11 protein-coding genes are annotated in these 14,631 nt (G+C 65.6%); 3 read left to right on the top strand and 8 right to left on the bottom strand.

Annotated features, from left to right (window positions below; translation table 11 throughout):
• Positions 1 to 29: 29 nt before the first annotated feature.
• From RND64_RS15995 to hpf, 4 genes are all read right to left on the bottom strand, one after another.
• Positions 30 to 1,499 (bottom strand): wax ester/triacylglycerol synthase family O-acyltransferase, encoded by a 1,470-nt coding sequence (locus RND64_RS15995; RefSeq protein WP_049698903.1) that lies wholly within the window; start codon positions 1,497 to 1,499, stop codon positions 30 to 32.
• Between the two features lie 85 nt (positions 1,500 to 1,584).
• Positions 1,585 to 2,070 carry an Rv3235 family protein gene (locus RND64_RS16000; RefSeq protein WP_331436152.1) on the bottom strand — a complete coding sequence of 162 codons (486 nt, stop codon included), beginning with the start codon at positions 2,068 to 2,070 and terminating at the stop codon, positions 1,585 to 1,587.
• Positions 2,071 to 2,223: 153 nt separating this feature from the next.
• Positions 2,224 to 5,085 (bottom strand): preprotein translocase subunit SecA, encoded by a 2,862-nt coding sequence (secA, locus tag RND64_RS16005; RefSeq protein WP_331436153.1) that lies wholly within the window; start codon positions 5,083 to 5,085, stop codon positions 2,224 to 2,226.
• Between the two features lie 134 nt (positions 5,086 to 5,219).
• Positions 5,220 to 5,987 carry a ribosome hibernation-promoting factor, HPF/YfiA family gene (hpf, locus tag RND64_RS16010; protein ID WP_049698900.1) on the bottom strand — a complete coding sequence of 256 codons (768 nt, stop codon included), beginning with the start codon at positions 5,985 to 5,987 and terminating at the stop codon, positions 5,220 to 5,222.
• Positions 5,988 to 6,417: 430 nt separating this feature from the next.
• On the opposite strand from hpf, the gene RND64_RS16015 reads away from it, so the two are divergent.
• A complete protein-coding gene (locus tag RND64_RS16015) occupies positions 6,418 to 7,113 on the top strand; it encodes a ComF family protein (RefSeq protein WP_331436154.1) in 696 nt (231 codons plus the stop codon).
• A gap of 13 nt (positions 7,114 to 7,126) precedes the next feature.
• Here the strand turns inward: RND64_RS16015 and lpqB are convergent, their stop codons facing one another.
• From lpqB to mtrA, 3 genes are read right to left on the bottom strand one after another with little or no spacing between them, the layout of a single operon-like run.
• Positions 7,127 to 8,836, bottom strand: a complete 1,710-nt coding sequence (gene lpqB / locus RND64_RS16020) for an MtrAB system accessory lipoprotein LpqB (RefSeq protein ID WP_442903977.1) — start codon at positions 8,834 to 8,836, stop codon at positions 7,127 to 7,129.
• Positions 8,837 to 8,895: 59 nt separating this feature from the next.
• On the bottom strand, positions 8,896 to 10,671 hold the full coding sequence (mtrB, locus tag RND64_RS16025) for an MtrAB system histidine kinase MtrB (protein ID WP_331436155.1): 1,776 nt from the start codon (positions 10,669 to 10,671) through the stop codon (positions 8,896 to 8,898).
• Positions 10,668 to 11,345 carry an MtrAB system response regulator MtrA gene (gene mtrA / locus RND64_RS16030; RefSeq protein WP_005170551.1) on the bottom strand — a complete coding sequence of 226 codons (678 nt, stop codon included), beginning with the start codon at positions 11,343 to 11,345 and terminating at the stop codon, positions 10,668 to 10,670. The genes mtrB and mtrA overlap by 4 nt, the downstream gene beginning before the upstream one ends.
• Before the next feature lie 96 nt (positions 11,346 to 11,441).
• Between mtrA and RND64_RS16035 the strand changes: the two genes are divergently transcribed.
• On the top strand, positions 11,442 to 12,092 hold the full coding sequence (locus RND64_RS16035; protein ID WP_331436156.1) for a dTMP kinase: 651 nt from the start codon (positions 11,442 to 11,444) through the stop codon (positions 12,090 to 12,092).
• 82 nt (positions 12,093 to 12,174) lie between these two features.
• On the top strand, positions 12,175 to 12,972 hold the full coding sequence (locus RND64_RS16040; protein WP_331436157.1) for a hypothetical protein: 798 nt from the start codon (positions 12,175 to 12,177) through the stop codon (positions 12,970 to 12,972).
• Positions 12,973 to 13,092: 120 nt separating this feature from the next.
• On the opposite strand, the gene ahcY is transcribed toward RND64_RS16040, so the two are convergent.
• A complete protein-coding gene (gene ahcY / locus RND64_RS16045; RefSeq protein WP_049698896.1) occupies positions 13,093 to 14,565 on the bottom strand; it encodes an adenosylhomocysteinase in 1,473 nt (490 codons plus the stop codon).
• Between the last annotated feature and the right edge of the window lie 66 nt (positions 14,566 to 14,631).

The raw sequence follows: 14,631 nt of genomic DNA on the forward strand, positions 1-14,631 counted from the left end.
AGCGCACTACCTGGATTCCGCTGCCAACACTAATGGGCGTCGGCGAGTTCCTCGAACGACTCGCGGACGTAATCGCCGATGAGCGCGGGGTCGTCGATCACACCACGATCGGCGGTGAACCCGAACTCGATCGACCCCGCGTACTCGCACACGCCGACCGACAACGCGCGACCTGCAACGAGGCCGGGCACGACGAACAGGTCGGATACCTTGTGCCCCAAGACATATTGCGGGGGAATCGGCACCGTGTTCATCGCGACGGGCACGTTGTACCCGCGGCGGTCGAGTGACCGGAACGCGCGCGAACTGAGCTCCGCGAATGGCACGACGCCCAGTTCACTCAGCAACGGCTGCGTCGACGGTGAGACCCGTCGTGACGATTGCGCGTAGCGATTGGCCAGTCCCGCGACCTGCGCGAGTCGGACCAGCGGATTGGACTCGCCCACGGGGAGGTCGGTGACGAACCGGGGCTCGTCGGTGACGATCCACGTCTCGGGTGACTCCTCCTGCGCAAGGACCCCGGACTGTCGGGCGCCGAGCGGAAGCACCGCGCGCACGGTGTCGCCGAACTGTCCCTCCGCGTCGATGGACAGCAGCCAATGACGCATTGCGCCAGTGATGATCGCCAGTTCGACGTCGTTGACGGTGCATTCGTTACGCTCGGCGATCTTTGCGACGTCGCGGCGCGGGACCGACGCCGAGACAAACGTGCGAGTCGACGACCCCGGCGCGTTCAGCAGACTCGACGGCGCAGAATCCGTGAGCTGCTGCACCAGGCGTCCTGCGCGGCGGACCGTTCCCACAACCACAGACCTCGCCTCGCCGAGCAGTCCGTTGCCGCCGATGACCGAGTCGATCAACTCCCCCGGACGCGCCAACGCCTCGGCCAGCGCACTGACCGCCAACGAGGCCGTGCCGGGCGGCGGGCCGGGCATCCAGACATCCACGGGCAACGGGGCGACGTCGGGCTCGTCGTCGCAGATGAGTTCGCTCATCTCGGCGCCACCGCCGTCGATCAGACACCGATGCGACTTGGTCAGGATCGCGAACCCGCCGTCCTCGAGTCCCTCGATCAGATACATCTCCCACAGCGGTCGGCTGCGGTCGAGGGGCCGCGACATCACACGGGATACGAGGTCTTCGAGATCGGCGATCGTTCCCGGCGACGGCAAGCCCGATCGGCGGATGTGGAAGTTGATGTCGAAATCGGGATCGTCAGCCCAGACCGGGCGGGCCAGACCGAGGGTGACCTCCAGGACCACCTTCCGGTACCGCGGCACGAGTTGCAGTCGGTTCTCGACGAGCCGCACGAGCGCCGGGTAGTCGAGTACGGGCGGTTCCGACTTCTTCCGTGCGCGGTTGGTCGCGAGATCCTTTGTCGCGGAACGCTTCTTGACGTTGGTTCCAGGAAAGATGATGACTGCACCGAGATGGTTGGTTGCACCCGCACCGTCGAGGAAATAGGAGATAGCCTCGCGCGGAGACAGCCGGTTCGCCACGCGATGATCCTAGCGCTGCGACCACCGTCGCCGACATCGTGATGGCGATACCCGACACGTCTGCCGGCTGCGGGCGGGAGGGTACTCATCCAAGTGTCAACACGACCAACTGCCAGCGGTACTCGACGCGGGTCGCCACCGGACTGTAGCGACCACGAGGCTGGCCCGAGACGCGAACGCGGCACGGTACGCGTTCGATACGCCCGGCGAACGCGCGCGACCTGCCCTGCCGCGAGTATGTCCCGAAGATCTCCGCGGTGCCCGCGTCGCACATCTGGACGTGGACGCGTCGAACCGTGGGTATGCACATGTCGTCACCCGCCGCTCTGGCCCGCGCGAGGGCGTCGATCTGGTCGTCGACCTGCATTCCGACCCGATGCTGCAGGTGAGACGCGGGTCGGCGACGTGAGATGACCTCGAAGATCATCGTGAGGGTGCCAACCGAGAACTCCCGTGCCGCGATGGCCGCCGCGCGGGTCGCTGTGCGGGGAGGCGACTCCTGGCGCTGCATGTCCGCGCCACTGCGAGCGGGAATCGCGGCGGGCGACTCGTCACGTGTTGCGTGGGTCACAGACCCGCATATCTCGTAGTCGGGGGCGGCCATTATCCGGATACGACTCGGCGCCGGACTCGCTTCGAGCGACGGGTGATCAGTGCAGGTGTTGGTCATGAAAACTCGGACGCACGCGAGGTACGTCCGGTTCCATGAACTTCAGAGAATTTTCTAGCGTCGACGTCGCTTGGACTTCGGAGGCTTCGCGCCCTCACGCTTTCCGCTGGCACGCGCGGCGGCTCGACGCTCGCGACGCGACGCGGACACGAGTGCCGGGTCTTCGAGTTCCTCTTCCTCCGAATGCACGGACGTGCCGCCGTCCTCGTCGGGACCCGAGTACGTCATCGGAACGTCGGCCTCGGTGCCGACACCGACGGCACGCAGTGCGGCCGGTGCCTCGCTGTTACCCGACGCACCGTTGCCCGACACACCATTGCCCGATGCCGATGCGCCTGCCATCGCGGGCTGGCGGGCGGCGGCCGCAGCGGCAGTTGCTGCAGCGGATGCGGGTGTGACGGTGGGAGCGGGCTCGGCTTGCACCTGCACGTTGTACAGGTACTGGAGGGTCTCCTCCTTGAGTCCTTCGAGCATGCCGGTGAACATGTCGTAGCCCTCGCGCTGGTACTCGACGACCGGGTCGCGCTGCGCCATGGAGCGCAGGTGGATGCCCTCGCGGAGGTAATCCATCTCGTAGAGGTGATCGCGCCACTTGCGGTCGAGAACGCTCAGCAGGATGGTGCGTTCGAGCTGTCGCATGGCGTCCTCGCCACCGATCGCTGTGATCTCCTCCTCGCGCTTCTCGTACGCCTTCTGCGCGTCGTCGACGAGGATCTCTTTGAGCTCATCGGCCGAGATGTCGTCGCGCTCACCGAATTCGTTCTCGCCCATAACTTCTTGCGGGTCGAGCTCGATGGGATAGAGCGCGCGCAGGGCGGTCCACAGCTCGTCGATGTCCCAGTCCTCGGCGTAACCCTCCTCGGTCGCGCCGTCGACGTACGCTCCGATGACCTCGGCGATCATCTGCATGATCTGCTCGCGGTGCTCGGTGCCCTCGAGGATGACGCGGCGCTCGGCGTAGATGACCTTGCGCTGCTCGTTCATCACTTCGTCGTACTTGAGGACGTTCTTGCGGACCTCGAAGTTCTGCTGCTCAACCTGGGTCTGTGCGCTGCGGATGGCCTTGGTGACCATCTTCGCCTCGATCGGGACGTCGTCTGGCAGGTTGACGCGGTTCATGATGGTCTCGAGCGCCGCGCCGTTGAAGCGTCGCATGAGCTCATCACCGAGCGAGAGGTAGAACCGCGACTCGCCCGGATCGCCCTGACGACCCGAACGTCCGCGCAACTGGTTGTCGATTCGACGGGATTCGTGGCGCTCGGTACCGAGCACGTACAGACCGCCGGCGTCACGCACCGCTTCGGCTTCCTCAGCGGCTTCCCGACGCGCGACGGTGATCGCCTCTTCCCACGCCGTCTCGTACTCGTCGGGGGTGTTGACCGGATCGAGTCCGGCTTTGCGCAGGCGGGTGTCGGCGATGATGTCGGGGTTGCCGCCGAGCACGACGTCGGTACCACGACCGGCCATGTTGGTGGCGACCGTGACCGCTGCGGGCCGACCGGCCTCGGCGACGATCTGCGCTTCCTGCTCGTGGAACTTGGCGTTGAGCACGGTGTGCGGAATGTCGCGCTTGGCGAGCTGACGGGACAGGTACTCCGACCGTTCGACGCTGGTCGTACCGATCAGGACCGGCTGACCCGCCTGGTGGCGTTCGGTGATGTCGTCGACGACCGCGGCGAACTTCGCCTCTTCGGTCTTGTAGATCAGATCGCCCTGATCCTTGCGGATCATCGGCTTGTTGGTCGGGATCGGGAGAACGCCGAGCTTGTAGATCTGGTCGAACTCCGCGGCCTCGGTCTCCGCGGTACCGGTCATTCCCGAGAGCTTGTCGTACAGGCGGAAGTAGTTCTGGAGCGTGATCGTGGCGAGTGTCTGGTTCTCCGCCTTGATCTCGACGCCCTCTTTGGCCTCGATGGCCTGGTGCAGCCCCTCGTTGAAGCGACGGCCGTCGAGCACGCGACCGGTGAACTCGTCGACGATGAGCACCTCACCGTTGCGGACGATGTAGTCCTTGTCGCGATGGAAGAGCTCTTTGACCTTGATCGCGTTGTTCAGGTAGCTGACCAGCGGCGAGTTCGCGGCCTCGTACAGGTTGTCGATGCCGAGCTGATCCTCGACGAACTCGACGCCCGCCTCGTGCACGCCGATCGTCTTCTTCTTGATGTCGACCTCGTAGTGGACGTCACGCTCGAGTAGCGGCGCAATGCGCGCGAACTCGGTGTACCACTTGCTCGATCCCTCGGCGGGACCCGAGATGATCAGCGGGGTCCTGGCCTCGTCGACCAGGATCGAGTCGACCTCGTCGACGACGGCGAAGTTGTGGCCGCGCTGCACGAGATCCTCGAGTGCGTGCGCCATGTTGTCGCGCAGGTAATCGAACCCGAACTCGTTGTTGGTGCCGTAGGTGATGTCGGCGGCGTAAGCGACCTTGCGCTGCTGCGGAGTCATCCCGGTGAGGATCACGGCGGTCTCGAGACCGAGGAAGCGGTGGACGCGTCCCATCCACTCCGAGTCGCGTTTTGCGAGGTAGTCGTTGACGGTGACGACATGCACGCCGTCGCCCGACAGCGCGTTGAGGTAGGCGGGCAACACACAGGTCAGGGTCTTGCCCTCACCGGTCTTCATCTCGGCGATGTTGCCGTAATGCAGCGCCGCACCACCCATGATCTGCACGTGGAAGTGCTTCTGGTCGAGAACGCGCCATGCGGCTTCGCGGGCGACCGCGAATGCTTCGGGCAGCACTTCGTCGAGTGTCTCGCCCTTGGCGATGCGATCCTTGAACTCGTCGGTCTTCGCCTGCAGGTCGTCGTCGGAGAGCGATGCGATCTCGTCTTCCAACGCCTCGACGTGCGATGCGATGGCATCGAGTCGCTTGACCATGCGGCCTTCGCCGACGCGCAGCAGCTTGTTCAGCACCGTGGATCGAGTCCCTTACTCATGTCGACTACTCACGAAATACGGCCTGTGCATGCGAGTGCATGAACGCAGGCCGTATTCCATGGTACCGACGTCGCCTGAAGGGAGCCTGATCGGTGCCCCGTGGCCACCGATCAGACGAGCCGGATCAGTCCGTAATCGAAGGCGTGGCGGCGATAGACCACCGAAGCCTGATCGGTTTCCTTGTCGTGGAACAGGAAGAAGTCGTGCCCGACGAGTTCCATTTCGTAGAGCGCGTCGTCGACGGTCATCGGGACGGCCGGGTGTTCCTTCACGCGGACGATCTGCCCTGGTGTGTGGTCATCGACGCCGTCGTCCCAGGTTTGCGTGCCGTCGACGGATCCGGGGTCACCGGAAAGCTCGTCGACTGTGAGTTGGTCGACTCGCAGCGGCGGTGCTCCCACCTCGGTTGCCTCGGCGACCGAGATCGGCCGACGGTTCCCGTAGTGCACACGTCTGCGGTCCTTCACCCGACGCAATCGGGACTCGACCTTGTCGAGACTGGCCTCGAGCGCGGCGTAGAAGTTCTCCGCGCACGCCTGCGCGCGGACGACAGGCCCCTTGCCGGTGGCCGTGATCTCCACCTGCTGGCACGCCTTGGACTGTCGCGGATTGCGTTCGTGATTGAGTTCGACGTCGAATCGGTAGACGTTGAGGTCGAACCTCTCGAGTCGCGCGAGCTTGTCGCGGACGTAGATCTGGTAGTGCTCGGGTATCTCGACATTCCGCCCGGCGAAGACGACCGTGGCGTTCGGCTCGGCCGGCTCGTCGGACTCGACTGTTCCGGGGGGCCGTACAAAAGCGAATTCTGCGTCGTACTCGTCGGTGGTGGCACCGACCTTTGATTCACGCCGACCTTTGCGATGGACGACTTGCGACATTCGACTACCTCCTGGGTGTGCTACCACAACCCGACCCCGTCTCGAGAACCTCGAGAGAGATCTGAGAGTTCGAAAGCCGTTGTGCGCAAGGAGATCCCGCTGTGACTCGCGTGAAGCACCAGACGATTCGCGGCTACTGAGGTCAGGAAATGGCTACTCATTCATGCCAACCGGCGGTTGACAACCACTGTCAGGGGCTTCACCTCCCGTATCGGGACTCGGCTACCTTCTGCACCCTTGACCGTAGTCGGAAGTTTGCCTGTTAGCCATCGTTATGTCGGCTCGTCACCACGTTGATTCGAATAAGGGACCAATGGCCCAGCGGTGCCCGCGCGACGTGTCCTCCACAGGCTCGAGTGAATCCACAGTTGTGAGTCGGATCGCTGCCGCGCCATGCTTTCCGTCCCCCGGGGCGTGCATGCTCGGCGCCATGTCAGGACTTGCCCAACGGCACGTCTGCGCGATCGCACGCGCGGGCGTCGACCTCATGATCCCGGTGACTTGTGGCGGTTGCGATGTTCCCGGGCCGCGCTGGTGCGCGCGCTGCGCGGCGCTTCTCGCCGACGCTCCCGTGGTGCTGTCCCCGAGGGTCCCGGTCGGAGTGGGGGTGTGGGCACTCGGGCGCTATCGCGGTCCTCATCGCAAGGCGGTGATCGAGCTCAAGGAACACGGCCGACGCGATCTCGCCGCCCCACTGGGGCACGCCCTGGGCGAGGCACTGTGCACGCTCGGCCGCTGGGGCGAGATCCCACCCGCGTCGCGGCTATCCCTTGTTCCCGCGCCGACCCGGCCGCTCGCGGCTCGACGCCGTGGCGGAGACACGGTCACAGCGATCGCCGCGTGTGCGGCCACCGAGCTCGGGCGATACGTCTCGGTGCGCCCGTTGCTGACCATTCGGGCGGGCGGGCGCGACTCCGCGGGACTCGACGCCAGGGCGCGACGTCGAAACCTCGCGCAGCGCGTCGGCATCCGGTCGCCGCCGACTCGTACCGACCGGTCGTCTCACACGGCGACGGTAGTGGTCGACGACGTGATGACCACGGGCGCAACGGCAGCAGAATCGGTCCGCGTACTCGCCGAGTATGGCGTGCGCGCCGACCTCGTCGTCGTCATCGCCGGCGCGTGAGGACGTCTGAGGCTCAGGGCAGCACGGGGATCGCGGTCGGCGACATGGCGGGCTCGACCTCTGTCCAATACCGATCGGGCTGTCCGTTGGTGCTGCCGAGACGCAATATCCCGCGTTGGTCGCCGATGTACACGTTGCTGGCATCTGCGGTGACCGCCCGGACGGGCGGTGCCACGTTTCCGCTGATCAAGCCGGACGCGGGAGCGCCGTTGATCGGCAACTGCACCACCGGGGAGTCGGAGGCATCGCGGGCGACCATGAGAGTCGACGACGTGGCCCACGACAGCGACACGGCCTGATTGCCGACGTTGTACGCGGCGATCCGCGGGTTGGCCAGAGTGACCTGGCCGTCCTCGTTGGTCGCGATGACCGCCAGCAGCACCTGTCCGCCGACGATAAGTGCGACACGGACACCGTCGGGCGACACCTGCAGTTCGGTGATCGGGCCACGGGCAATCGTCGCGATCGACGCGATCGACGCCACGTCGACCGTCGACACCACCTGACCGGAGTTCTGGGAATCGCGCACAACGCGAACAGGTTTGCCGTCGACGACCGCCCACACGGCGTCGTTCCCCTGGTTTCCCCCGAACGATGGACGCGTGATCGACGTACCCGAGGTGAGCGGGGAGACTTCACCGCCGTATGTCCCCAACACCAGTTGCAGGCCGGGCCCACCGCGGGAGGCGACGACCGCCGTCACCGCCTTGCCGTCGGAAGAAATCGACGCCGAGCGGACGTCGCGGCTGGTACCCAGCGATCCGCCCGACGGCGTGGTCCCGGTGTCGGTGACCTTGAGCAGCGCTCCGTCGCGCACGATGTTGAGCCCGACATCGGTGGTTGGCGTCGCGAGCGGGTCGAACGCTTTGACGTCGGCGGGCTGCCATCCGGCGCTGCGCTCCGGGACGAGCGGCGCTCCGTCCGCGTTGATCACATACGGTCCACCGATATCTGCGGCGTTGAGGGTCCAGATGATCTGCGCGGCAAGCGATGTTCGGTCACGAACTCCGAGGGTTCCGAGGCCCGTCAGTTCGACGCGGACACCGCCGCCGGAGATCTGCGCCGCCTGCCCGCGCAGCGCCGACCCCGACGGAAAGCCGTTGTCGACGCCGGATGCGAGGTCCTCTGCCGGGCCTTCGATCAACCTGTTGAGCAGAACCGTCGGGTCGGCGTCCTGGTTGCCGTACAACCACCGCGGGTCCGACACCAGGTGCTGATGGGTGCGATCGGTGAAGTACAGCGACACCGAACGGTAGGTCGCGACGAACCGGCTCCTGTCGATCATCGCGCCGTTGGGCAGCGGGCCGTCGATCAGCCACTGCTCCCCCACGCGAACAAGACTGATCGTGGTCTCGACCCGCCCGCTGGCAGGCAGCAGTTGCCCGTTGGACTTGAGCACTCCGACGTTGTCGCCGACCAGACGCATGCGCACCGAGTTCTGGCTGCGCTGATCGACGAACGTGTTGATCTCGTCGAGGATGATGGCGTCGCCGCGCTCGTCCCACTGCTGCGCCGACGGTGCCGTCAGGAATCGGCGGGCGGCCGCATGCCCATCCGTCGGCGACGCCGTGGCTTCCAAAAACGCACGTACGAGTGCCTCGGGATCCATATCCGACTGCGGAACCGGAACCGCGTTCGTCGGTCCCTCGCGCTTGAAGGATTCGATGGGCTGAGGCGACGAATTGTCGGGCACGCCGCCACACGCCGCGAGCACAATCGCCATCACCAGCAGCCCGACCAGTGCGGCAAGTCGTCGTGACGTAGCGGCGTGGACGCGCGCGTTCACCGTTGCTCCCTGTCGCTCGCGTCGGACCTGTCGTCGGTATCCGGCCCGGCGTCGGCGTCATGACTGTCGTCGGCGTCAGATGTCCCGGCGTCAGACGTCCCGGCGTCGTCGAGTCGCGTGGCACTCGTCCTCGTCGACGACTTCGCGGGCAGACTGCGGACCGGCTGGCCGACCGGTTTGAGCGGCAGCGGGCTGCCGAGAACCTTGTGTCCACGGATCAACGGGATGGTCAGTCGGAAGCACGCACCCTTACCGGGCTCGCCCCACGCGTCGAGACGCCCCTGGTGCAGGCGGGCATCCTCGATGCTGATCGCGAGACCGAGCCCGGTGCCACCCGACCGACGGAACCTCGACGGGTCGGACCGCCAGAAGCGGTTGAACACGAGTTTCTCCTCGCCGGGGCGTAGCCCGATGCCCTGGTCACGCACCGTGATGGCAACGGCGTCGCCGTCGGATCGCATGGTGAGCGTGATGGGTTTGCGTTCGCCGTGGTCGATGGCGTTGGCGAGCAGGTTGCGCAGAATGCGTTCCACACGGCGTGGGTCGATCTCGGCGATGACCGGTTCGGCCGGAAGGTCGAGGATGATCTCGGTTCCCGTGTCGGAGGCGAGGTGCGAGACCGTCGCGAGCGCTCCGTCGATCGGGATGGCCATGTCCATCCGTTCAGCGGCGAGTTCGGCCATTCCGGCGTCGTGTCGGGAGATCTCGAGGAGCTCGTTGAGCAACGTCTCGAAGCGGTCGAGTTCTTTGTCGAGTAGCTCGACGGATCGCTTGCGCACGGGGTCGAGGTCGTCGCGGCCCTCGTAGAGCACGTCGCTGGCCATACGAACGGTGGTCAGCGGTGTACGCAGTTCGTGGCTGACGTCCGAGGTGAATTGTCGCTGGAGGCCGCCGAACTCCTCGAGGTGGGTGATCTGCTTGGACAGACTCTCGGCCATGTCGTTGAACGACATGGCCAAGCGGGCCATGTCGTCCTCGCCGCGCACCGGCATTCGTTCCTTGAGGCGCCCGTCGGCGAAGCGGACGGCGATCCTCGACGCAGAGCGCACAGGCATCACCGCCTGCCGCGATACCAACCACGCGATGGCCGCGAGCAGGCCGAGCAGCACAACGCCGCCGGTGAGCAGCGTGCCGCGCACCAGATCGACCGTGTTCTGCTCGGTGGTCAGCGGAAACACCAGGTAGAGCTCGAGCCCGGGAACCGACGAGTTGGTCGGTGTGCCGATGACCAGCGCGGGGATCGATCCGCCGGTACCGTCGGCGACGCGCGTGTACTGATAGGCGACCTGGCCGCCCTGAACCATGTCGCGCAGGTTGCGCGGAATTTCCGAAATAGGGCCGACGCCGAACTGCGAACCATCGCTGCCCGAGCGAGGCACGATGAGCACACTGTCGAAGGTGCCGACAGTTCCCGACGTCTGGCTGGTGTCGACGTCGCGGTCGGTCAGCAACGACCTCGTCTGCCGGAGCCGGTTCTGCACGGAGGTATTGCCGTCGCCGCTCGCGAGATCGCGTTCGACGGCGACACGCGCACGCTCGACCTCTTCGGTCGCGGCACCCAACTTGACCTCGAGAAGCCGGTCGGTGATCTGACTCATCAGCACGAACCCGAGGATGAGGAGCACGACGAACGACAACGCAAGCGTCGATACGACGACGCGCAACTGGAGCGAACGCCGCCACATGCGGCCGAATGTCCGGCCTACGCCGCCTGCCGCGCGGGTGAACCGACCGAGAGTGCTGTTGACGCGACGTCGAGAACGACCGATCACGGCGGGCCGGCCTTGTAGCCGACCCCCCTCACCGTCAGGACGACCTCTGGATTCTCCGGGTCGGTCTCGACCTTGGCGCGTAGACGCTGGACATGCACGTTGACGAGTCTAGTGTCCGCCGGATGCCGGTATCCCCACACCTGCTCGAGCAGCACATCACGGGTGAACACCTGGCGTGGTTTGCGGGCGAGCGCCACCAGGAGATCGAACTCGAGTGGCGTCAGCGAAATGGGCACACCGTCACGAGTGACCTTGTGTGCGGGCACGTCGATCTCCACCGGTCCGATCGAGAGCAATTCGGCCGGCTCCTCGTCGTTGCGACGCAGGCGCGCACGCACCCGCGCGACGAGTTCCTTGGGCTTGAACGGCTTGACCATGTAGTCGTCGGCACCCGACTCGAGCCCGAGCACGACGTCGACGGTGTCGGACTTCGCTGTCAGCATCACGATCGGCACACCCGAATCGGCCCGCAACACACGACACACGTCGATCCCGTTCATCCCGGGGAGCATGAGGTCGAGGAGGACGAGGTCGGGACGAACCTCTCGAACCGCGGTCAACGCCTGCGTTCCGTCGGAGACGACGAAGGGTTCGAAACCTTCGCCCCGCAACACAATCGTCAGCATTTCGGCGAGCGCGGCGTCGTCGTCGACCACGAGGATGCGAGGCTTCATGACTTCAATGGTGACACTTCCGTGATCGAACCGTCGTGATTGACGCGCCGACGCGCGCTCGCGCGTTCTCACCGCCTCCCCGCCTACCATGCGATCGTGGGAGTACTCATCGCGGTGGAGGGGCTGGACGGCGCAGGAAAGAACACGCTGGTCACCGGCGTGGTCGACGAGTTGACACGACGAGGCGCCGCAGTGTCGACCTTCACATTCCCGCGATACGGCTCGTCGGTTTTCGCCGATGTCGCGTCGGAAGCATTGCACGGCGAGCATGGCGATCTGCGTCAGAGCGTCAACGCCATGGCGCTGCTCTTCGCGCTCGACCGCGCCGACGCCGCAACACAGATCCGCACGGCACTCACCGAATCCGACGTCGTGATCCTCGACAGATACGTCGCGTCGAATGCCGCCTACAGCGCGGGCCGACTGCGACAGGACGCATCCGGAGACGTCGTGCGCTGGGTCGCCGACCTCGAGTTCGGCAGATTCGACGTTCCCCTCCCCGACCAGCACCTGCTGCTCGGAGTGCCCGCGACCGTCGCGATGCAACGCGCACGCTCGCGTGCGGCACTCGACCCGTCGCGAGCACGTGACGCATACGAACGCGACGACGACCTGCAGATGCGCGTCGACTCCGTGTATCGACAACTCGCCGAGCAGAGCTGGGCGTCGCCGTGGATCGAGGTCGGCACAGATTCTGCAGATTCGGTGGAACCAGCAGGCCTCGTTGCGCGTCTGATGCTCGAATGACTGCACCAGTGAATGACGGTTCTGGGGCGGCCGCTCACCTCTTCGATAACGTCGAAGACGACACCATCGGCCAAGGAGCCACATGACCTACCCGCCCGGACCGGGACGCGGCACACCGCCGCCCCAGGGGCAGTACCCGACCTCGCAGCAACATCCATCGGCGCCGCAACCGTACCCGGGCGCCCAGCCATACCCGGGTGCCCAGCCATATGCGGGAGGACCCGCGTACCCGGCGGGCCCCACCTATCAGGGGCCGCATCCAGGCGCACAGCATCCGGGACTGCAGCAGGCCGCGCCGCCCGGGTGGGATTCACCGTTCGCGCAGATGCAGACCACCAAGTCCACTCTGAATCGGGGCCTGATCGCGGGAATCGTGGCGGGTGTCGTGGCGATCCTGACCCTCGGCGTGGTGCTCGTCGTCGCTCTCACGTCGATCAGCAGCGGTTCGACATCGACGGTTGCGACCGCGTCGCCCGGACAGACGGCACCCGGCGATTCTGATCAGGGTGGTGCGGGCACTCAGGGCGGCCCGAACGACGACTCTGCCGACGCGCCCGCAAATGACAAGCAAGCCGTGGCGGTCCGTGCGGCGATGCAGCGCTACCTCGACGCATACAACTCGGGCAACCTGGATCAGATCAAGGCCGCGACATGCACCGGGCTGCGCGACCAGGTTCGGACACCTCAGGGCAGGGGCACCGTGGTGCTCGACGGCATGTCGGCCGTACTCGTCAGCGGCGACGTCGCGCGCTCGCTCGTCGACACCCACGTGACCGACGGCGTCCGAGCCACCCAGACCAAGACCGCCAAGGCGACGTTCAGCAACGAGAAGGGCACCTGGTACTTCTGCCCCAACGCCGAGCCCTCGTTCAGCACATAAGGCACACGTGCGCACCGCTCCCACAACGAGCCGGGGGCGTCGACAACAGTTGTCGACGCCCCCGGCTCGTATCGGTCGGTTCCGGCTCGCATCACCCCTGGTGGGTCGCGAGCGGACCGATCAGTAGCGGTAGTGCTCGGGCTTGTACGGACCCTCGACGTCGACGTTGATGTACTCCGCCTGCTCCTTGGTGAGCTTGGTCAGAGTGCCACCGAGCGCCTCGACGTGGATCTTCGCGACCTTCTCGTCGAGATGCTTGGGCAGCCGGTAGACCTCGTTGTCGTACTCGTTGTTCTTGGTCCACAGCTCGATCTGCGCGATCACCTGGTTGGAGAAGCTGTTGCTCATCACGAACGACGGGTGGCCCGTCGCGTTGCCGAGGTTGAGCAGTCGGCCTTCGCTGAGAACGAGGATGGACTTGCCGTCGCCGAAGATCCACTGGTCGACCTGCGGCTTGATGTTGATGCGGGTCGCGCCCGAGTTCTCCAGGCCTGCCATGTCGATCTCGTTGTCGAAGTGACCGATGTTGCCGAGGATGGCCTGGTTCTTCATCTTCTTCATGTGCTCGAGCAGGATGATGTCCTTGTTGCCCGTCGACGTGACGACGATGTCGGCGTCGCCGATCGCCTGCTCGACGGTGACGACGTCGAATCCGTCCATGAGCGCCTGCAGTGCGTTGATCGGATCGATCTCGGTGACCTGCACGCGAGCGCCCTGCCCTGCGAGCGACTCAGCGCAACCCTTGCCGACGTCTCCGTAGCCGCAGATCAGCACCTTCTTGCCGCCGATGAGGACGTCGGTGCCGCGGTTGATTCCGTCGATCAGCGAGTGGCGTGTGCCGTACTTGTTGTCGAACTTGCTCTTGGTGACCGAGTCGTTGACGTTGATCGCGGGGAACGACAGTTCACCGGCAGCAGCGAACTGGTAGAGCCGCAGGACACCCGTGGTTGTCTCCTCGGTAACGCCCTTGACCGACTCGGCAATCTTCGTCCACTTGGTCTTGTCCTCGGCGAAAGTGGCACGCAGCAGTTCGAGGAACACCTTGTACTCGGCGGGATCGTCGTCGTCTGCGGGCGGGACCACACCCGCCTGCTCGAACTGCGCACCGCGCAAGACGAGCATGGTGGCGTCGCCGCCGTCGTCGAGGATCATGTTGGCGGGCTCGTCGGGCCAGGTGAGCATCTGCTCCGCAGCCCACCAGTACTCCTCGAGCGTCTCGCCCTTCCAGGCGAAGACCGGAACGCCCTTCGGCTCGTCGACGGTGCCGTGCGGCCCGACGACGATCGCGGCTGCGGCATGGTCCTGGGTGGAGAAGATGTTGCACGACGCCCACCGAACCTGCGCGCCGAGCGCGACGAGGGTCTCGATCAGCACTGCGGTCTGCACGGTCATGTGCAGCGAACCGGAGATGCGCGCACCCTTCAGCGGCGCGACGTCAGCGTATTCGCGACGCAGCGACATCAGGCCCGGCATCTCGTGCTCGGCGAGCCCGATCTCCTTGCGGCCGAACTCGGCAAGCGACAGGTCGGCGACCTTGTAGTCGATGCCGTTCTTGGTGTCCACCTGAGGTGCCTCGTTCTGCACCATGGTCATGTCATCCCCTTGTCCGTGAAATCGCATGTCACCGATGTGTGCCGCTGGGCACGCGCCTGTGTGAGG

The organism is Gordonia sp. w5E2, assembly GCF_036540975.1.
GTDB lineage: Bacteria > Actinomycetota > Actinomycetes > Mycobacteriales > Mycobacteriaceae > Gordonia > Gordonia jacobaea.

Excerpts from the sequence above, each read along its gene's own strand:
- hpf (WP_049698900.1), bottom strand. The coding sequence starts at position 5,987 with ATGTCGCAAGTCGTCCATCGCAAAGGTCGGCGTGAATCAAAGGTCGGT.
- RND64_RS16015 (WP_331436154.1), top strand. The coding sequence starts at position 6,418 with ATGTCAGGACTTGCCCAACGGCACGTCTGCGCGATCGCACGCGCGGGC.
- lpqB (WP_442903977.1), bottom strand. The coding sequence starts at position 8,836 with ATGGCGATTGTGCTCGCGGCGTGTGGCGGCGTGCCCGACAATTCGTCG.
- mtrA (WP_005170551.1), bottom strand. The coding sequence starts at position 11,345 with ATGAAGCCTCGCATCCTCGTGGTCGACGACGACGCCGCGCTCGCCGAA.
- RND64_RS16040 (WP_331436157.1), top strand. The coding sequence starts at position 12,175 with ATGACCTACCCGCCCGGACCGGGACGCGGCACACCGCCGCCCCAGGGG.
- ahcY (WP_049698896.1), bottom strand. The coding sequence starts at position 14,565 with ATGACCATGGTGCAGAACGAGGCACCTCAGGTGGACACCAAGAACGGC.